Genomic DNA, 19,778 nt, shown 5'->3' with positions numbered 1-19,778 from the left:
GTGGGGGTTCTCTCGTCCCGGCACAACATGTAGTCCGAGTCTTACGGGCTTGCCCTCGCCGCCGTCGCGGCAAAAGCGCAGTATTCCGCGGGCTTGCCGCGCGTTTAAACAATCTTAACGAGATTTTCCAAACATCAGATATGCGCGACATCAATTGAACCACTACATCTAGTGATAAAAATTGATGTCAACCACAAAGTTTGGTGGACGAGCCCGAAATTTTCCCCTTATAGTCCTGCCCACGGACAGGACGGTTCCAAGGGGGGACAACCAAGGAACCACCGCCACAGATTACCGAATTCCGTTCGCCCAATCATGGCCGTTTATAAGGGCCAGGGGGCAGCGTATGAGCGTTGAGCAAACTATATAATGTTCAGGCCGTGTTGGTGCTTATGCGCACGACATCAAGTCTGACCAAAACGGAGCAGACCATGCGGATCAGCAGAAAGTTCACCCAGGAAGGTGTCAGCCCCTACGCAGACATCGATTTTCGTAAGTCATCCTGCGTCATCAAAAACCCCGATGGATCGGTGGTCTTTGAAATGAAAGATATCGACGTCCCGTCCTCCTGGTCGCAGGTGGCAAGTGACGTCCTGGCGCAGAAATACTTCCGAAAGGCGGGTGTTCCGGTCGCGCTGAAACCGGTCAAGGAAAAGGACGTTCCGTCCTGGCTCTGGCGTCAGGCGCCGGACAAGGCCAAGCTCGAAAAAATGCCATCAGAGTCCCGCTACACCAGCGAAACCAGCGCCACCCAGGTCTTTGACCGCCTTGCGGGCACCTGGACCTATTGGGGCTGGAAGGGCGGCTATTTCGATGCCGAATCCGATGCCCAGGCCTTCTTTGATGAAATGCGTTATCAGCTCTCCCACCAGATGGGCGCGCCGAACTCGCCGCAATGGTTCAATACCGGTCTGCATTGGGCATACGGCATTGATGGCCCGGCACAGGGTCACTCCTATGTCGATTTCAAAACCGGCGAACTGACCAAATCGGCCAGTGCTTACGAACATCCGCAGCCCCATGCCTGCTTCATCCAGTCGGTTTCCGATGACCTCGTCAACGAGGGCGGCATCATGGATCTCTGGACCCGCGAAGCCCGCCTGTTCAAATTCGGTTCGGGCACCGGTTCGAACTTCTCGAATGTCCGCGGCGAAGGCGAAACGCTTTCGGGTGGCGGTCGTTCTTCCGGCCTCATGAGCTTCCTTAAAATCGGGGACCGTGCTGCTGGTGCGATCAAGTCGGGCGGCACCACGCGCCGTGCGGCCAAAATGGTCGTGGTTGATATCAACCACCCGGACATCGAAAACTATATCGACTGGAAAGTCGTCGAGGAACAGAAGGTCGCAGCCCTCGTCGCCGGTTCGAAACTGGCCGAAAAGCACCTGACCGAGGTTCTCGCGGCCTGCACCAACTGGGACGGTGCCGCCGATTCCGAGGATCGCTTCCTGCCGCGTGCCAACCCGCAGCTCAAAGAAGCCGTGCTGGCCGCCCGTGCCGTGATGATCCCTGATAGCTATATCAACAAGATCATCGAATTCGCCCGTCAGGGCTTCACCGAAATCAGCTTCAAGACCTATGACACCGATTGGGACTCCGAGGCATACCTGACCGTTTCGGGTCAGAACTCGAACAACTCGGTTCGCGTCTCGAACGACTTCCTTCAGGCTGTTCTTGATAATGGCGACTGGGAACTGATCCGCCGTACCGATGGCAAGGTTCATAAAACCCTTGCCGCCCGCGAATTGTGGGACAAGGTCGGCGAAGCCGCATGGGCGTGCGCCGATCCGGGCATCCAGTACGACACCACCATCAACGAATGGCACACCTGCCCGAATTCGGGTCGCATCAATGCGTCCAACCCGTGCTCGGAATACATGTTCCTTGACGATACGGCCTGTAACCTGGCGTCGCTGAACCTGATGAATTTCCGTTCTGACGACGGTGGTGTTGACGTCGCGGCATATGAACATGCCGTGCGTCTCTGGACTGTTGTTCTGGAAATCTCGGTTCTGATGGCGCAGTTCCCGTCGGATCGTATCGCCGAACTGTCCTATCGTTACCGCACGCTTGGCCTTGGCTATGCCAATATTGGCGGCCTGCTGATGAGCATGGGCATCCCGTACGACAGCGACGAGGGCCGTGCGATTGGCGCATCGCTTACCGCGATCATGTGTGGCGTTTCCTATGCGACCTCGGCCGAAATGGCGTCCGAACTCGGTGCCTTCCCGGGCTATGCCGATAACGCCAAGGAAATGCTGCGTGTCATGCGCAACCACCGTCGTGCCGCGCACGGCGAACAGGAAGGCTACGAAGGCCTGTCGATCAATCCGGTGCCGCTGGTTGCCGCCGATAGCCCCTATGCCGAACTCCCGATTGCCGCACGTGCGGCATGGGACAAGGCGCTGGAACTCGGCGAAAAGCACGGTTACCGCAACGCACAGACCACCGTTATCGCCCCGACCGGCACCATCGGTCTGGTCATGGATTGCGACACCACCGGGATCGAGCCGGACTTCGCGCTTGTGAAGTTCAAAAAGCTTGCCGGTGGCGGTTACTTCAAAATCATCAACCGCACCGTTCCGGTTGCACTCGCCACACTCGGCTATACCGAACGCCAGATCCGCGACATTGAAAAATACGCGGTCGGTCATGGCACCCTGGTCGACTCGCCAACCATCACCCATGACGATCTCAAGGCCAAGGGCTTTGACGATGACGCGATTTCGAAAATCGAAGGCGCACTTGCCAACGCATTCGACATCAAATTCGTGTTTAACAAATACACCTTTGGCGAAGAATACTGCGTCAAGCAGCTTGGCCTTGATGCCAAGGCACTCAACAGCATGGACTTTGACATGCTGGCCGCCCTTGGCTTCGACAAAAAGCAGATCGAACTGGCAAACACCTATGTTTGCGGCGCGATGACGCTCGAACAGGCCCCGCATCTGCGTGACGAAGACCTGCCCGTTTTCGATTGCGCCAACCCTTGCGGCCGTATCGGCAAACGTTACCTGTCGGCTGAAAGCCATATCCGCATGATGGCCGCGGCACAGCCGTTCATCTCCGGTGCAATTTCGAAAACCATCAACATGCCGAACAATGCCTCGATCCAGGATTGCAAGGACGCCTATATGCTGTCCTGGCGTCTCTGCCTCAAGGCAAACGCGCTGTATCGTGATGGCTCGAAACTCAGCCAGCCGCTGAACTCGGCGCTGGTCGAGGAAGACGATTACGCCGATCAGCCGACGGCCGCCAAGGCCGCCGCTGTTTCCGAACAGATCGTCGAAAAAATCATCGAACGCGTCATTCGTGGCGACCGTCGTTCCCTGCCGTCCCGCCGCAAGGGGTATACCCAGAAGGCCACCGTCGGCGGACACAAGGTCTATCTGCGCACCGGTGAATACGAAGACGGCAAACTGGGCGAAATCTTTATCGATATGCACAAGGAAGGCGCTGCTTTCCGCTCGCTGATGAACAACTTCGCCATCGCGGTTTCCATCGGCCTTCAGTATGGCGTGCCGCTTGAAGAATATGTCGAAGCCTTCACCTTCACCCGCTTCGAGCCGTCCGGCATGGTTTCCGGGAACGACGCCATCAAAATGGCAACCTCGATCCTTGATTACATGTTCCGCGAACTGGCCATTTCCTATCTGGGCCGTAACGACCTCGCCCATGTTCAGCCGTCCGACGTTCTGCCGGACGCCGTTGGCAAGGGCGTGGCTGAGGGCGACCTTGGCGAGGAAGCCAAGGCCGAAGACCGCGCGATTGAAACCATCCGCAAGGTCGCATCCAGTGGCTTCGTGCGTCGCAACCTTTACGTTGTCGATGGCGGCGCCCCGGTCGAAGAACGCGTGATCATGAAAGCCACCGGCACCGATCATGCCCACTCGCATGGCCACAGCCATCAGGCCGAAACCGCCAGCATCGCAACAACCACCGCTGCCCCGACCAGCAGCGAAACCGCGATCCTGAACGCCAGCGAAGAAGTCATGTCGGCCACGGATGCCAAACTGGACCGCATCCGCGAAGCCCGCATGAAGGGCTACGAAGGCGACGGCTGCCCCGAATGCGGCAACTTCACCCTTGTGCGCAACGGCACCTGCCTGAAATGCGACTCTTGCGGCAGCACCACGGGCTGCTCGTAAGCCGACCGGTACCATTCAAATCTGATCTGATCAACAAACCGGCCGGGATCATCTCCCGGCCGGTTTTGTTTTCACCATCCGAGATTGGAACTCCCAAATGCCGCTGCCCGAAAACAATGCTGCCTTTGGCAAAGAAACCGCCCTCATCATCCTTGACGTGCAAAAGGCCATCGACGATCCGAAATGGGCGTCAAAAAATAATCCCGGCTATGTCGATAAAATCGTCGATCTGCTGGCCGCCTTTCGCGCAGCCAGCCTTCCGGTGATCCATATCCGCCATGACGAACCCAATCCCGCCTCGACCTATCACACCGATGGTCAGGGCAACGCGATCAAACCCGAAGTCGCCCCGCTACCGGGCGAACCGGTCATTGCCAAAAACGTCAATTGCGCCTTCATCGCCACCGATCTTGAAAAATACCTGCACGATCATGGCATTACCCGCCTGATCTTTACCGGCGTCGTCATCCACAATTCGATGGATGCCTCGATCCGGGTGGCCCATTGTCTGGGCTTTGACGTCATCCTGCCGCTTGATGCCACCACCGCGATTGACGTGACCGACGCCAAAGGGGTGCGTTACGATGCGCAAACCGTGTTTGACCTGTTTGCCGCGGTTCTGGGGTCGGAATATTGCACGCTTTCGACGACGGATGATGTAATCGCCGCCCTGCCCGCATAACGATAATGCGGCCCGAAAACCGGGCCTCTATCCACTTTGCGCAAAACCTATCCACTTAGTGTCAAGAAACGACACAATCCTCCCTTTAAGAATAGCCCTCCCCCTGCGCCGCCCCTAAAGCTCTTGCAACGGACCGATCTATCGGCACCGATCAAAAAGAGTATGGGCATGGCAATCAATGAATAAGATCAGAAGCACCTTTAAACCGGAACGATCTGATCGTTCGCACCTCGCCGGGTGCAAATCTGTCGTGAAAAAAGGGCTTTGTGCGCTGGCCCTGACGGGATTATCGCTGCCCTTCGCCAACGTCGCCCTCGCAATTAGCCTGGGTTGCAGTGATTGGAACCTGACAAGCACCAACGATGGCATTGCGGGCACCGGTTCTTATAACGCGTGGGAGGTCGCCAAGGTCACCTTCTCACATCAAAGCGGCAATTCGCCAAACAACTACACCTTCACCTATACCGACAACGATAACGCCGCCAATTCGCGGGCGGTCACGCCCGGCAGCACCATCATTGGCGACACTGTCACCCTCACCCTGCAAATCCCGGCCGATACGACAGACGGCCAGCTTTTCATAAAGGCCCTTGGCGCGACGTACAACATAACCGCAACCTGCGTTGCCGGATCGGCACCGGTCGCGGCATCAACATCCTCCGCCAGCACCACCTCCGCCGTTGTCAATGCCGTCTCGCGCTCCCAAACCACCGTCATTCAACAGAATATCGGCGCGCGGGTCTCATCCGTGATCAGTACTGCCAACAATACCAATACCGATAACGTACCCGCCCGAACCGCCTCAATGGTCGAAACCGGCCCCCATCGCACCAGCCTGACCGGCACAACGCTCGATGATGATCGCAACAGCAACAGCATCACCAACCACGATGATGCCCTGCGCCGCATCGCCATGATGGGCAGCTTCGACAGCTCCACCGGACAGGGCATGAACCTACTGGGCCTTGGCCCGACAGATCAGGGCGATGTGGGTGGTGCCAGCGGCATTGATGGCCGTGCGGCCTTTGCCACCACCACGCCCTTTACCGTCTGGGGCCACGGTTCCTTTACTGCGGTCGATAACAACCATGTCAATGGCACCACTGACAGCCGCTATGACGGCGATGTGTGGGGCTATAATGTCGGGCTGGATTACCGCTTTGCCGATGCGCTGATTGCCGGTCTGTCACTTGGCTATAACGACACCGACCTGACAACATCGTTTAACAATGGCAGCTATCAGGAAACCGGCTGGATCGCATCGCCCTATGTCATCTACCGCCCGATTGAAAACCTGACCATCGCGGGCGAAGCCGGATATGGCATGGGTGACATCGATGTCACCCGCGACAATGGTGCCGTATCGGGCAACACGGAATCCGACATGTGGTATGCCGCCCTGACCACATTTTATCTGGTCCGCCCCGTTGAAACCCTGCCGGTATCCCTCACCCCGTCACTGGCCTTTATCGCCGCGCGCAAGACGGTTGATGCCTATCGTGAAAGCGACGGCACAACCAATGCCACCACCCGATCCAACACCCGGCAGATCAGACCGGCGATCGAGGCCGCCTATGACTTCGCCCCGACCCAAAGCCTGACCATCTCGCCCTTCCTTGAAACCGGCCTGATCCATGATTTCACCGATGAAATCAACAATGACAAAACCGCGCTCAATATCGGCGGCGGTGTTCGATTGTCCGACAGCCTCACGGGGCTGAACGCTGCCCTTGAAGGCAACTATCTTGCCGGGCGTGCGGATTACACCGAATACACCATCGGCGGCACGGTGACTTATGGCTTTATCCTGACCGGGGATGATGGCCGATCCCTTGGGATCGTCACGCCATTCTTTGCCAGCAACCTCAACGAATATGGCAATCAGCGCATCCGCACCGGATTTGGCTTTGATACCGGTCCGCTTACCAGCGAACTTGCACTCAGCCACATGATGTCGATTGCCAATGACGACGATGACAACACCGATACCAGCAGGCTAGAAATCCAAATATCGATGCCGTTCTGATCTCTGGCGGGCGACGCGGTCAAACCTGACGTTGCCCGCCCATTGCCTTGCTGGCAACTGATTGGACAAAGCCTCGCTTACGACTTCTTCGCCACCGATCTTGAAAAATACCTGCACGATCATGGCATTACGCGTCTGATCTTTACCGGTGTCGTGATCCACAATTCGATGGATGCCTCGATCCGGGTCGCCCACTGTCTGGGCTTTGATGTCATCCTGCCGCTCGATGCCACCACCGCGATTGACGTGACCGACGCCAAGGGTGTCCGTCACGATGCGCAAACCGTGTTTGACCTGTTTGCTGCGGTTCTGGGATCGGAATATTGCACGCTTTCGACAACGGATGATGTGATCGCAGCCCTGCCCGCATAACGATAATGCGGCCCGAAAACCGGGCCCTCTATCCACTTTGCGCAACAACTATCCACTTAGTGTCAAGAAACGACACAATCCTCACTTTAAGAATAGCCCTTCCCATACGTGCGCCTTAAAGCTCTTGCAACGGACCGATGCATCGGCACCGGGCAAAAGGGATGTGGGCATGGCAAATAATGAATAAGATCAGAAGCACCTTCAAAAAGGAACGATCTGATCGTTCACACCTCGCCGGGTGCAAATCTGTCTTAAAAAAAGGGCTTTATGCGCTGGCCCTGACGGGGTTATCGCTACCCTTTGCCAACAGTGCATTCGCACTTAGCGCAGGCTGCAGCCAGTTAAACATTTTCTCAGGAACCTCGAATGGCTTGCAGATCTCCAGCGTCTTTAATGCGAACGAGGTCGCCAAAGTTACCTTCACACATGATAATCCCGCTGCGACAATCAACTATACCTTTACCTATAAGGACAATATTAACACCGGTAACAATCAGACGATCACGAACGGCAGTTCTGAAAAAGGCGACACCATCACCCTGTCCTTCGAGATCCCAGAAGATACCACAGACGGCGTCCTTCGCTTTGAAGGCGTCGGCGCGACATATATCATGACAGGTGCCTGCGCTCTCAAAGCAGAACCGGCCGCGTCATCCTCCGCCAGCACGTCGTCCGCCGTTATCAATGCTGTTTCAAAGGCACAAACCACCGTTATCCAGCAAAATATTGCGGCACGTATCGCGTCTCTAAGCGACAATACCGCGAACACGGGCTTGGGCAATTCCGGCATAGGCGGCCCCGGCACGACCGAGACCGATAATACCAATCTTGTAGGCATGCACCCCAAAAACCGCAAAAGCAGCATCACCGACCGCGATGACGCACTGCGCCGCATGGCGATGATGGGAAGCTTCGATAGCTCCACCGGACAGGGCATGAACCTGCTGGGCCTTGGCCCGACAGATCAGGGCGATGTTGGCGGTGCCAGCGGCATTGATGGACGTGCGGCCTTCGCCACCACATCCCCCTTTACGGTTTGGGGGCATGGCTCCTTTACCTCGGTCGATAACGACCATGTCAATGGCACTACCGACAGCCGCTATGACGGTGATGTCTGGGGCTACAATGTCGGGCTGGATTACCGTTTTGCCGATGCCCTGATTGCCGGTCTGTCGCTTGGCTATAACGACACCGACCTGACAACATCGTTTAACAATGGCAGCTATCAGGAAACCGGCTGGGTCGCATCGCCCTATGTCATCTACCGCCCGATGGAAAACCTGACCATCGCGGGCGAAGCCGGATATGGCATGGGCGATATTGATGTCACCCGCGACAATGGTGCCGTATCGGGCAATACGGAATCTGACATGTGGTATGCCGCACTGACCACCTCTTATCGGGTCCGCCCGATTGATACCCTGCCCGTGTCCCTCACCCCGTCGCTGGCCTTTATCGCCGCGCGCAAGACGGTCGATGCCTATCGTGAAAGCGACGGCACCGCCAATGCCACCACCCGATCCAACACCCGGCAGATCAGACCGGCGATCGAGGCCGCCTATGACTTCACCCCGACCCAAAGCCTGACCATCTCGCCCTTCCTTGAAACCGGCCTGATCCATGATTTCACCGATGAAATCAACAATGACAAAACCGCGTTCAATATCGGCGGCGGGGTTCGAATGTCTGACAGCCTCACGGGGTTGAATGCCGCCCTTGAAGGCAACTATCTTGCCGGGCGTGCGGATTACACCGAATACACCATCGGCGGCACAATCACCTATGGCTTTGACCTGATGGGCGATGATGGCCGCTCCATCGGGATCGTCAAACCGTTCTTTGCCAGCAACCTCAACGAATATGGCAGTCAGCGTATCCGGACCGGACTTGGTTTTGATACCGGCAGGCTTAGTAGCGAACTTGCACTCAGCCACATGATGTCGATTGCCAACGATGATGATGATACCGACACCAGCAGGCTCGAAATCCAGATATCGATGCCTTTCTGATCTCTGGCGGGCGACGCGGTCAAACCCGACATTGCCCGCTCATTACCTCGCTGGCAACTGATTGGCCAAAGCCTCGCTTACGCCTACTTTAACATCGTGTACGTAACATCTTGCAATTAAGTGAATTTTCTACTTATAAATCAACCCATGCGCGTCATTCTCTGTTTTCTAAAACCAGCGAAAGACGATTCCAAGGGGGCATATATGGGCAAACGGAAAGTATCTCTTTTAAAGAGACCAGTCGTGCTGGGGATGGCACTGATAGGCGCGGCATCAATTATTTCCACTGAAGCGTATGCAAAAAGTGCAGGCTGTACGGCGTGGACGTTTAACGGCAGCACAAACGGCGTAAGTGGTTCGACTTCGGCGTTCGAAGTAAACGAAACGCCAAAGGTCACAATGACAAACAACAATGGCGTCGGTATACCTTATGTCTTTACCTATACAGACAGCGCCAACGGCAACCAGGTGATCACGCGAAGCGGCACAGTCAATGCCAGCGATACAGTGACCGAAACGATTACCATCCCACGCGACACGACCGGCGGTCGGTTAAGCGTGCTGATCAATAACGGTGTCGTTCCGTCCCTCTTATTGGACATATCCTGCGCCGAAGCGGTAGCGCCAACTTCCGGATCAAGCGAAAAAAACCAGTCCACAACATCTTCGACCGTCGTATCATCTGTGTCACGCTCCCAAACGACCGTGATCTCACAGAATATTGGTGCCCGGCTCTCCGTTGTTGGCACCCCGGCTGGCGCCGCAACGGGCGGATCGACCTCCGGCGGCGGGATTGGCACCGGAAGCGGTAGCGCCGGAAACAGTAATGACAATGATAAAAATGCCAATCTTGTCTATGACCCGGTCTACCACCGCAGCGCCACCAACCTGACCGACGATGATAACGCCCTGCGCCGCATCGCCATGATGGGAAGCTTTGATAGCTCGACCGGTGAAGGCATGCACATGCTGGGCCTTGGCCCGACAGATCAGGGCAATAAAGGCGGTGCCAGTGGTGTTGACGGACGTGCGGCCTTCGCCACCACATCCCCCTTTACGGTTTGGGGGCATGGCTCCTTTACCTCGGTCGATAACGACCATGTCAATGGCACTACCGACAGCCGCTATGACGGTGATGTCTGGGGCTACAATGTCGGGCTGGATTACCGGTTTGCCGAAAGCCTGACGGCGGGTCTGTCGCTTGGCTATAACGATACCGACCTGACCACATCCTTCAATAACGGCTCCTATCAGGAAGAGGGATGGGTTGTTTCACCCTATGCGATCTACACCCCCGTCAACGGACTGACCATTTCCGGCCAGGCAGGCTTTGGCATGGGCGACATTGATGTGACGCGCGATAACAATGCGGCTTCCGGCAACACGGAATCAGACATCTGGTACGCCCAGCTCAATACTTCCTACATGATCCGCCCGCACGAAACCGTGCCACTCTCTCTGACACCGTCCGTTGCCTTTATTGCCGCACGCAAAACGGTTGATGGTTACACCGAAAGCAACAACACCGCCGTTGCCGGCACAACCTCGAACACCCGGCAGATCAGACCAGCCATCGAAGCCGCTTACGATCTTGCGCCAACCCCGACCCTGACCGTGACGCCTTTCATCGAAACCGGTCTGGTTCATGACTTCACCGATGAAATCAACAATGACAAAACCGCGTTTGAAATTGGTGGTGGTGTCCGACTGTCTGACTCTGTTACCGGTCTGAGTGCCGCCCTTGAAGGCAACTATCTTGCCGGTCGTTCGGACTACACCGAATACACCATCGGCGGCACGCTCATTTATGGCTTTGAACTTGTTAGCGATGATGGCCGCTCCATCGGGATCGTCAAACCGTTCTTTGCCAGCAACCTCAACGAATATGGCAATCAGCGCATCCGCACCGGACTTGGTTTTGATACCGGCAGGCTTAGTAGCGAACTTGCACTCAGCCACATGATGTCGGTTGCCAATGAAGATGACGATACCGACACCAGCAGGGTCGAAATCAGCATGTCATTGCCTTTCTGATCGCAGGCACGCAACCAGAAGCCCCCGGCTACAGGCCGGGGGTTTTGCGTTTCACCATACATCCAGCCAGATCAATTATTTACCCGCGGGAACAACTGCGCAAAAGCCGCGTTGTGATCTCAGTTACACAAGTCCCGATTTCGGGACACGCGCAAACGCAAACAAAAATAACAGGAGCCCCCAATGCCCATCAGTCGTATTGCCGGCATCGTCATCTGCGTCATCGGCATTGCCCTTTTGATCGTTGGTCTCAACGCATCCGATAGTGCCGCCGATCAGCTCTCCGAAACCTTCCTCGGCAGCTACACCGATGAAACGCTCTGGTATCTGATTGCTGGTGGTGCCGCCGCAGTCGGGGGCTTCATCATGATGATGTTTGGTGCCAAGGCCCGCTGATCCTTCCCGATCCGGCTGTTGTCATTGTTTCCCCAAAACGCCCTTTCGCGGGTGATGGCAACACACTGTTGACGAACGGTGACTGGTCAGGTGGACCAAACAGGCACATATTCGCAATCAATGTTGTTTGAATGTCGAGGTGCCCCACCATGACCAGTCCCGTTGCCCCCTCTGTTTCTGCCGCCCCGCAGGGCAATCTTGCGCCGATCTTCATCTCGCACGGATCACCGATGCTGGTCGCGCGCCAAAGCACCCCGGCCTTTGATTTCTTTGCCCGCGATCTTGGTGATCTGTTCAACGGCGCACGCGCCCTCCTGATCGTCTCGGCCCATTGGCAGACCGCCACGCCGACCATCTCGACCGCAGCCCGCCCGGACACCATCCACGATTTTTACGGCTTTCCCAAACCGCTTTATGACCTGCATTACGATGTTGCGGGCGATCCCGCACTGGCATCCGAAATCGCCAGCCTGATCGGGGCCGCCACCGATGCCGCGCGCGGCCTTGATCACGGTGCATGGATGCCATTGATCATCGCCCGCCCCGGCGCCGATATCCCGGTATTTCAGCTCTCCATGCTGGCCCATGGCAGCCCGGCGGATCATTATGAACTGGGTAAAAAGCTGCGCGGCTTGCGCGATCTGGGCGTTCTGGTGATCGGCAGTGGTGCCATGACCCATAATCTGCGCGCCCTTGACCGCAACGAAGGCCCGATTGATCCGTGGGCGCAGGAATTCACCAACTGGATGCTGGGCAAACTGGCCACCCGTGATATCGATGCCCTGCTCGATTACCGCGCACAGGCCCCGCACGCCGCCATGGCCCACCCCGAAGACGATCACCTGATGCCGTTTTATGTGGCACTCGGTGCGGCGGACGAGGGTTTCATGCCCAAAACCCTGCATGACAGTTTTGAATTCGGCAACCTTGCCATGACGGCCCTGCGCTTTTACGATCCCCAAAGCGCAACGGCGGCGGCCTGATCACACCGATCATACGGGCCGCCCGAAACAAAGCGGGATGCCATGCTTACGCAGGATCAGACCACCCTTGAAATCAGCACCACCGGACAGGGCCTGCTTGAATTCACCGATCAGGTCCAGTCTTGGATACAGCAAACCGGCATCAAAACCGGTCAGGTCACAATCTATTGCCGCCATACCTCGGCCAGTCTGACGATCCAGGAAAACGCCGATCCCGATGTCGTGCTTGATCTTGAAACCTTCTTTGCAAGACTTGTCGAAGAAAACCCCAGCCTCTATCGCCACACCGCCGAGGGGCCGGACGATATGCCGGCCCACATCCGGGCTGCGCTGACCGATGTATCACTGACCATCCCGGTCACAAACGGTCGTGCGGTTCTGGGCACCTGGCAGGGCATCTATCTGTTCGAACATCGCCACGCCCCGCATCACCGCCAGATCACCCTGCATCTGATCGGAGAATAGAACTAGTCTCATTAGAATTACTGAATATCAAACTCAGCAATTTTTTGCGCCCCTCGGGCCAGAAAATCTTGAGGTTTATGAGCCCCAAAACGTCTAAAATATTGAGAAATATCAAAGGCCCATTCCTCGCGGCGATCAATTGACTCTTGAGTCAAATATCTCCAAGAATCTCGACAAAATGGCGTCCAATCTTTTTCTTCAATCCAATCTGCAAACTTGAAGAAATCTGAAGCTTCCTCCCAAGTTAACTTCTTCATTCTAGCCTTTTGGAACAAGTCAGGCCGGAGATGACGAAGAATACACAAGCCCACAATCATAGGTTCAGGGCGAGTTGTTCCCTCACCTAGAGAAGCTATATTAATTACTATATGAGAATATATTTTCTCTATCGTTCTCAGCTTCACATTCTGGTGGCGTAAAAACTCCACCAAGATAGAGTTAACGCTCTCATTAAATTCACTTTCACCGTTCACAATACTCAGATTATTTTTCAAATGTTGAACGTACTCGACGACTTGATCTTTTCCGTCAACAACGGGTAGCGACAACCTCAAATCATAAAATTTTTCCAAATAAGTTGTCGCATCCGTCCTGTCTCCATATGCGCTACAGACTGCGGCCTCTAGTTGTTCCAGGTTAGTGACAAGTAAAAATACAACCCCTTCAATAGCAAACAGATGCTTTATTCGCTCGACCAAATTCAAGGCAAAGGTCGGTTTACATCTGTCAAGTTCGTCAATTACAAAAATGACTGGACAATCAGGTAACCCGGCTTCAAGCCTATTCTTACGATAAAGCTCTATCAATGCCTCTAGGTCGTCATGAAACTTCTGAAAAACTGCTCCGCTTTGCAAAGCCCGATCTAAGACTTCACGAGCAGCAGTTTCTGCAACATCCTCAAAAGCGTTTGAAATGGCGTCGTATACCTTTTCAGTTCCGTCCTTGACGTCAGCATAGTCAATAACGCCAAAGGAGACTGCACGAACAGCGGCTTTAGCCAAAGCAGGCGCAAGAGTGAGAAATGCTTTCTCCGCACTGTTCTTTACTGTTTCCATTACAGTATGTGAAACTGCGATATTCTCTTGCGTCAGACGGATTATCTCTGCAGAAAGAGGCACAAAAGCTTCGTCAAAAAAATCGTTCGCAAATGCATCGAAAAATATTACTGGATGCTGCGATACCTTCAGTTCGGCGCGCCATTGACGCAAGAATGTTGATTTCCCACTCCCCCACGGACCGTCCAAAACCCAAGTCGTTGGATGCTCTAGTTTTTCTATGACTCGAGTTAATCTTTTGCTGAATTCCTCGTACCCAAAGAGGTCAGCACCATCACTGAACCCAATTTCGTCAGGAATCTGATCCAGCTTCAAGCGCATGGGGCTACCTTTTAAGCAGAAACAACAACGTAAGATAGAAATTATCTTAGCATCTGCTTTGGATCATAAAACAAATAAAACTAATCTAGATAGACATTCATTCAACTTCGTTGGCACGCTTCAAATAGGCCGTTTCCTGAAAAAACAGTCAAAACAATAGCAAAAAACTTGGTTCACGCCGCCATTTCCGGCCGACGCAGCCAGATGCCCCTGATCTGGGTATCAAGCAGGTCGCGCAATGTCGCGCACATGTCTTCGCAATCGTAATTCTCCGCCCCGACATGTTCATGGATGGTGAATAAAAACAGCGCGATAACGGTTTTGTGGATTGCTGCAGGTTCGATTGCCGGGTTCAGCTCCCCGTCAAGCTGCGCATCCTCGATCAGGCGCATCACCGCATCAATCAGGCCGCTACCGCGCATCAGTTCCTTGACCGCCCCCTTGCGCGGTGAAAACACCAATTGCTGCAAAATCACCTGCCAAAGTCCCGGCTGCAACGCGATCTGCGCAAAGCGATAGGATGCGATATGCATCAGTTTGTCGACAAAGCACCATTCGGGCTCCATCGTATGCAGCCCCTGCTTGATCGCATCAGCCAGATGGTCACCCACACTGGAAATCAGTAATTCTTCCTTGGTCGGGAAATGGCTGAAAATCGTGCCTTCGGCAACACCGGCTTCCCTTGCGATTTCGCGCGTGGATGTCCCGTCATAACCCTGCGCGTTGAAACATTTGCGCGCCGCGATCAGGATGTTTTCACGCGTCTGTTCGCGTTTGGTCGCACGGCGGTTCACACCGGTCTGCATAAGACATCCCCTGTTTAACTGAGCACACTCAATGAGCATACTCAATTAAACCTGATGCCTGCCGCTGTCAATTGCCTGTCATTTCGGGATGTGTTTCAAGCTCGGCCTGATAGGTGGCGTTTTCGCAAGGAGCAAAGATATCCTGCCCCTTGCGATAGACCGATGTTTCAACCCCCATCACGCCCAGTACGGTTGAAAACACATTGTCATGCGAAAAGCTGCCGGTTCTGGCCTGATCGCTAAGACAGACGCGATTGATCCCGTGATCGGCGACAAACCCGTCCGACGCCCAGACAAACATCGGCACCCGCGTCTGTTCGTCCGGGGCAAACATGTATGGCGCGCCATGAAGATACATGCCGCTTTCGCCAAGCGATTCCCCATGATCGGACACATACAGCAGCACGGTATTGTATCGGTCCTGATAGGACTGCAACCGTTCCACCAGCCTTGAAATCACAAAATCGGTATAGCGGATGGTATTGTCATAGGTATTGATCAGCTCCTGCTGCGTGCAGTTTTCAATATCGCTGCGCGGGCAGTCGGGCGTGAAAAAGCGATGTTCATCGGGATAACGTTTATAATAGGTCGGCCCGTGGCTGCCCATCAGATGCAGGGTCACCAGCCGGTCGCCCGTCATCGCGGCAATCTGTTCGTCAAGACCGTCCAGCATCACCTCGTCATGGCAGGTGCCATTGCCGCAATATTGCGGGAAATCTTCGGGTTTGATGTCAACATTGGGGATGCGGTCACACGCCCCTTTGCAGCCTTCGTCATTTTCCTTCCAGAACACCGAAACACCGGCCTTCGCCACCACATCCATCAGGCTTTCGCTATGGCTGGCGACCTCGCCATTGTAATTGGCATGATCCATGCTCGAAAAAATGCACGGCACCGAAACCGCCGTTGCCGTCCCGCAGGACCGCACATCCTGAAACGCCAGCATCCCCGGTATTTTCTGGGTGAATTCTGATGTCGGGCGGGCATAGCCATTGGCCTGCACACTTTGCGCCCGTGCGGTTTCCCCGATCACCAGGAACATCAAGGTCGGCTTGCCGTTGCCCGCGACCTTCACCACCTGATGGGCGTCATTGCCGACCGTCTGGAATGGCATCGATGACGATACATAGCGCCGTTTGACATACTGAATACTGCCCGTCACGTAATTGACCGGCGAAACTTCCTTGCCCAGCACCTTGTGATTGCGCCCGACCGATGCGTAATCCTTGAAATAAAGCCCGGCAATCCCGCCAAAAAGCACCAGCGGCACCGCCATCATCGCCACCCGTTGCACAAACCCGCGCAAAACACTGCGCGGATAGCGCACCGGCAGCAGGAACAGCAAAATCACCGGCACGATCCCGGTCCCGATAAACCAGATCGCCGATTGCATATTCAGATACGAAAACGCTTCGGCGGAATTGGTTTCGACCACATTTTCAATCATGCCGCGGTCAAACACGATGCCGTATTTGACCATCGCATAATTCGCAAGCGCACCGGTCAAAATCAGCAGGGCAAAAAACGGCTTCAAAAGGTATCTGAACGAAAACGGCGTAAATAAAACGATAGACCCCAGCAGCAAAACAAACGGCGCACTGGCCGCAAAGCCAAGGTCATAGGCCTCAAGCTGCCCGAGAATTTGATAAAAATGCCCCAGAACCTTCCAGTTCAGGACAAGCGCGAAATAAACCGCCAGCCCGACAATGACAAAACGATAATCAATCGGGGAAAAACGCAATCGCATCCGGTTAAAAAAGCGAACAGGAAGGCTGAAACGGGACATCGGCACTCGCACAAAAGGGGCAAATGCCCCACGTCTGCGCTGCAATATGTGTCCGCGTTTGGCAACCGGACCAACAATGCCGGGATCAACCCGATCACGTGGGGCAACCGGTCAAACCAACCGGCCCCCGATTGCTATCAATCGAAACTGACAGCAACCTGAACGGTGCTTTCCTGCCTTTGGAAAAGGGGTCAGGCGGTTTTGGCTGCCCGCTTGCGCAGTCTGCTTTGCCGAAGTCCAAGGTAACTGTGCGTCGCCAGTGTGACGATCACGATTGATCCGCAAATAAGCGTCGTGCGGCTGGGCACCTCGTCAATCACCAGCCACACCAGAAGCGATCCGAAAATCGCCTCGTTCAGCATGATCAGGCCGGCCTCGGCCGCCGGGATTTTCTTGGCCCCGGCGGTAATGAACAGAAACGATAGCGGCAACACCACACAGCCCAGCAGGATCAGCCAAATCGGATCAAGTGGCTCAAGCGCCAGCGGGCTGGCACTTGGCACCATCACCAATGTCGCCAGAAACGCCCCCACCATCATCGCACGCACCGCATCGATATGAATGCGCGTACCGACCACATTGAAATAACACGCCATGCAGATCGCCGTCCCAAGCGCAAGAACATCGCCAAGCGTATTGGCCCCGCCAAACCCTGCCCCGACAATCGCCGCAAGCGAGACAAACACCACGACGGACGCAATCCATGTCCGCGCGGCCAGAACGCGCTTGAACACAAATACCGCAATCAGGGCGGATAATAACGGGGTCGCGGCAATGATCACCAATGTATTGGCCGCATCGGTATTGCGGATCGACAGGATGAAACACGCACTTGTCCCGCCATAAAACAGCCCGGCCAGCATTTCATCGCGGGTCGGCATCATCGCATGGCGCAATGACTGACGGCGGCGCATCCCGCGCCAGAACGCGATAAGGGCAAGCGTCGACCCAAGAATCAGCAACCGCCAGAACGCGGTTGTCATGTCATCGGCCTTGACCAGCCTGACCAGAAGCGCATCGGGACTGATGATCAGAACCCCGATCAGCACAAGCCACGCACCGTGCAAATCGGCAATTTTAAACCGTCCTGATCCCATTTCGTCCGCGTCCCCTGATTGTTTTATGCCATCCGTTTACGGCTTGGCTTTCTTGTGCGACGGATTGGGGTATATGACAAATCCAAATTTCTCATCAATCGATCAGCATTGCTGATGCAAGCCTCCCCCACCGCACCATTTCACACAAAAGAAATGGTTTTGTTTGCGCGCCAAGGCCGATAAGTTGGAACCGTTTTCGCCACACCCAATCAAGAGGATCAAATCCATGGCCGGAAAAATCGACGCCCGCCTTGCCGAACTCGGCATCACCCTGCCCCAGGCAAACGCCCCGGTTGCCAATTACGTGCCCTATGTCCGTTCCGGCAATCTTGTGCATGTCTCGGGTCAGATCACCATGGAAAACGGCGAACTGAAATTCATCGGCAAACTTGGCCGCGATTATCAGGTCGAAGACGGCCAGAAAGCCGCCCGGCTTTGCGCGCTCAACCTGATTGCACAGGTCCGGGCTGCCATCGGTGATCTTGATAACGTCAAACGCGTCGTCAAACTGAATGCGTTCGTCAATTCCGACCCCGCCTTCACCGATCAGCCCAAGGTTGTTAATGGCGCATCCGACACCATGGTCGAAATCTTTGGCGAGGTCGGCAAACATGCGCGTTCTGCGGTTGGCGTCGCGTCCCTGCCGCTCGGCGTTGCGGTCGAAATCGACGGCATCTTCGAAGTCGCGTAAATACGCCCTTCGCAAACATCCAAAAGCCGGGCACATGCCCGGCTTATTGGCCAAGATTCCGCTCAAAAAATCCGATCAGATCGGCATTGAAAACATTCTCGCCCGCGCTATCGGGGACATGCCCCTGCCCTTCATAAAGATGCACCTCCGGTGCACGCCCCGCAGACCGAAGCCGCGCAGTCAATCTTTCGGTCATGTGCGATGACCAAACCTTATCCTTTTTGCCATGCGCCAGAAAAAGCGGCCCGTCGTAATCCTCTATCGCAATCGGTGTGGTCGGCAGCAAACAGTCCGACGCCCCCTTCCACGTCCAGGCCCGCTCCGCAGGGTCCCATTCCTGAAACCCCGGATCGCCTGAATCGCGAAAACGTCGCGCATCAAACGCCCCGCAAATCACATCCGGCGGCGCCAGAGCCGCAACCGCATCAGGAAGGCCGCTTTCGCCATCGCGCACCATAAGCGAGGTGACAAGCAACGCATGTTCTGCCCCGCGCGACACACCAAACAGCCCGACTTTCGCGTCCGAAAACGCAAATGCACGCAACGCGCGGAATGCTTCCATTGTCCGCTCCAGTGGCACATCGATGATGCTGCCTGCGTTCCACGCGTTCCCGCCATTGGAATAGGGAAACGGAAATGCCAGAAAACCGTGCGCGGCCAACATGACAGCATTGCGATGGCTCCAGCCCGAATAACCACCCTCCGACCCATGCAGCAACATAACCGCAGGAAACGGCCCGTCGCCTGCCGGGCCGTAGGTCGTCCCCCAATCCGGGATAAGCCGTCTTACAATCGCGAGCTTCATTCTACCGTTCCTGTTTTAGAGAACACCACAATCAAGGATGCCCAGACCACAAACAGACTACAACCCAAAACAGAATCTTGCCCGGCGATTTCATTGTTCAGCCAC

15 protein-coding genes are annotated in these 19,778 nt (G+C 55.3%); 10 read left to right on the top strand and 5 right to left on the bottom strand.

Annotated features, from left to right (window positions below; all coding sequences use genetic code 11):
• Positions 1 to 431: 431 nt before the first annotated feature.
• From P8T57_RS17065 to P8T57_RS17025, 9 genes are all read left to right on the top strand, one after another.
• Positions 432 to 4,145 carry a vitamin B12-dependent ribonucleotide reductase gene (locus P8T57_RS17065; RefSeq protein WP_341363789.1) on the top strand — a complete coding sequence of 1,238 codons (3,714 nt, stop codon included), beginning with the start codon at positions 432 to 434 and terminating at the stop codon, positions 4,143 to 4,145.
• A 97-nt stretch (positions 4,146 to 4,242) separates the two neighbouring features.
• The gene (locus tag P8T57_RS17060; protein ID WP_341363788.1) at positions 4,243 to 4,827 is read left to right on the top strand and encodes an isochorismatase family protein; all 585 of its coding nucleotides are present in this window, start codon (positions 4,243 to 4,245) and stop codon (positions 4,825 to 4,827) included.
• A gap of 178 nt (positions 4,828 to 5,005) precedes the next feature.
• Positions 5,006 to 6,853, top strand: coding sequence for an autotransporter outer membrane beta-barrel domain-containing protein (locus P8T57_RS17055; RefSeq protein WP_341363787.1), 1,848 nt, complete (start codon positions 5,006 to 5,008; stop codon positions 6,851 to 6,853).
• A 42-nt stretch (positions 6,854 to 6,895) separates the two neighbouring features.
• The gene (locus P8T57_RS17050; protein WP_341363786.1) at positions 6,896 to 7,225 is read left to right on the top strand and encodes an isochorismatase family protein; all 330 of its coding nucleotides are present in this window, start codon (positions 6,896 to 6,898) and stop codon (positions 7,223 to 7,225) included.
• Positions 7,226 to 7,596: 371 nt separating this feature from the next.
• A complete protein-coding gene (locus tag P8T57_RS17045) occupies positions 7,597 to 9,234 on the top strand; it encodes an autotransporter outer membrane beta-barrel domain-containing protein (RefSeq protein WP_341363785.1) in 1,638 nt (545 codons plus the stop codon).
• 399 nt (positions 9,235 to 9,633) lie between these two features.
• Positions 9,634 to 11,268 (top strand): autotransporter outer membrane beta-barrel domain-containing protein, encoded by a 1,635-nt coding sequence (locus P8T57_RS17040; protein WP_341363784.1) that lies wholly within the window; start codon positions 9,634 to 9,636, stop codon positions 11,266 to 11,268.
• A gap of 183 nt (positions 11,269 to 11,451) precedes the next feature.
• Positions 11,452 to 11,664 carry a DUF3185 family protein gene (locus P8T57_RS17035; RefSeq protein ID WP_063093359.1) on the top strand — a complete coding sequence of 71 codons (213 nt, stop codon included), beginning with the start codon at positions 11,452 to 11,454 and terminating at the stop codon, positions 11,662 to 11,664.
• 149 nt (positions 11,665 to 11,813) lie between these two features.
• Complete coding sequence (locus P8T57_RS17030; protein WP_341363783.1) at positions 11,814 to 12,647, top strand: class III extradiol ring-cleavage dioxygenase; 834 nt, start codon at positions 11,814 to 11,816, stop codon at positions 12,645 to 12,647.
• A gap of 42 nt (positions 12,648 to 12,689) precedes the next feature.
• Entirely contained in the window at positions 12,690 to 13,112 is a 423-nt protein-coding gene (locus tag P8T57_RS17025; protein WP_341363782.1) for a secondary thiamine-phosphate synthase enzyme YjbQ, read from the top strand.
• Positions 13,113 to 13,129: 17 nt separating this feature from the next.
• Here P8T57_RS17025 and P8T57_RS17020 read toward each other — a convergent pair whose 3' ends face one another.
• The 4 genes from P8T57_RS17020 to P8T57_RS17005 form a co-directional block, all read right to left on the bottom strand.
• Positions 13,130 to 14,488, bottom strand: a complete 1,359-nt coding sequence (locus P8T57_RS17020; RefSeq protein ID WP_341363781.1) for a P-loop NTPase fold protein — start codon at positions 14,486 to 14,488, stop codon at positions 13,130 to 13,132.
• A gap of 173 nt (positions 14,489 to 14,661) precedes the next feature.
• Positions 14,662 to 15,294, bottom strand: coding sequence for a TetR/AcrR family transcriptional regulator (locus P8T57_RS17015; protein WP_085646254.1), 633 nt, complete (start codon positions 15,292 to 15,294; stop codon positions 14,662 to 14,664).
• A 67-nt stretch (positions 15,295 to 15,361) separates the two neighbouring features.
• A complete protein-coding gene (locus tag P8T57_RS17010) occupies positions 15,362 to 17,080 on the bottom strand; it encodes a phosphoethanolamine--lipid A transferase (RefSeq protein WP_341363780.1) in 1,719 nt (572 codons plus the stop codon).
• Positions 17,081 to 17,271: 191 nt separating this feature from the next.
• Positions 17,272 to 18,177, bottom strand: coding sequence for a DMT family transporter (locus P8T57_RS17005; protein ID WP_341363779.1), 906 nt, complete (start codon positions 18,175 to 18,177; stop codon positions 17,272 to 17,274).
• 226 nt (positions 18,178 to 18,403) lie between these two features.
• Between P8T57_RS17005 and P8T57_RS17000 the strand changes: the two genes are divergently transcribed.
• On the top strand, positions 18,404 to 18,868 hold the full coding sequence (locus P8T57_RS17000; protein WP_341363778.1) for a RidA family protein: 465 nt from the start codon (positions 18,404 to 18,406) through the stop codon (positions 18,866 to 18,868).
• A gap of 43 nt (positions 18,869 to 18,911) precedes the next feature.
• Here the strand turns inward: P8T57_RS17000 and P8T57_RS16995 are convergent, their stop codons facing one another.
• Positions 18,912 to 19,673, bottom strand: coding sequence for an alpha/beta hydrolase (locus P8T57_RS16995; protein ID WP_341363777.1), 762 nt, complete (start codon positions 19,671 to 19,673; stop codon positions 18,912 to 18,914).
• Positions 19,674 to 19,778 lie beyond the last annotated feature (105 nt).

It is taken from the genome of Thalassospira sp. SN3W, from assembly GCF_038070535.1.
Taxonomy (GTDB): Bacteria; Pseudomonadota; Alphaproteobacteria; order Rhodospirillales; family Thalassospiraceae; genus Thalassospira; species Thalassospira xiamenensis.
This window is presented reverse-complemented; position numbering and strand designations above follow the sequence as displayed.

What these genes read in the sequence shown, in the direction of transcription:
- P8T57_RS17005 (WP_341363779.1), bottom strand. Translation starts at nt 18,177, where the DNA reads ATGGGATCAGGACGGTTTAAAATTGCCGATTTGCACGGTGCGTGGCTT.
- P8T57_RS17040 (WP_341363784.1), top strand. Translation starts at nt 9,634, where the DNA reads ATGACAAACAACAATGGCGTCGGTATACCTTATGTCTTTACCTATACA.
- P8T57_RS17020 (WP_341363781.1), bottom strand. Translation starts at nt 14,488, where the DNA reads ATGCGCTTGAAGCTGGATCAGATTCCTGACGAAATTGGGTTCAGTGAT.
- P8T57_RS17025 (WP_341363782.1), top strand. Translation starts at nt 12,690, where the DNA reads ATGCTTACGCAGGATCAGACCACCCTTGAAATCAGCACCACCGGACAG.
- P8T57_RS17055 (WP_341363787.1), top strand. Translation starts at nt 5,006, where the DNA reads ATGAATAAGATCAGAAGCACCTTTAAACCGGAACGATCTGATCGTTCG.
- P8T57_RS17010 (WP_341363780.1), bottom strand. Translation starts at nt 17,080, where the DNA reads ATGTCCCGTTTCAGCCTTCCTGTTCGCTTTTTTAACCGGATGCGATTG.
- P8T57_RS17015 (WP_085646254.1), bottom strand. Translation starts at nt 15,294, where the DNA reads ATGCAGACCGGTGTGAACCGCCGTGCGACCAAACGCGAACAGACGCGT.
- P8T57_RS16995 (WP_341363777.1), bottom strand. Translation starts at nt 19,673, where the DNA reads ATGAAGCTCGCGATTGTAAGACGGCTTATCCCGGATTGGGGGACGACC.
- P8T57_RS17035 (WP_063093359.1), top strand. Translation starts at nt 11,452, where the DNA reads ATGCCCATCAGTCGTATTGCCGGCATCGTCATCTGCGTCATCGGCATT.
- P8T57_RS17065 (WP_341363789.1), top strand. Translation starts at nt 432, where the DNA reads ATGCGGATCAGCAGAAAGTTCACCCAGGAAGGTGTCAGCCCCTACGCA.
- P8T57_RS17060 (WP_341363788.1), top strand. Translation starts at nt 4,243, where the DNA reads ATGCCGCTGCCCGAAAACAATGCTGCCTTTGGCAAAGAAACCGCCCTC.
- P8T57_RS17030 (WP_341363783.1), top strand. Translation starts at nt 11,814, where the DNA reads ATGACCAGTCCCGTTGCCCCCTCTGTTTCTGCCGCCCCGCAGGGCAAT.
- P8T57_RS17000 (WP_341363778.1), top strand. Translation starts at nt 18,404, where the DNA reads ATGGCCGGAAAAATCGACGCCCGCCTTGCCGAACTCGGCATCACCCTG.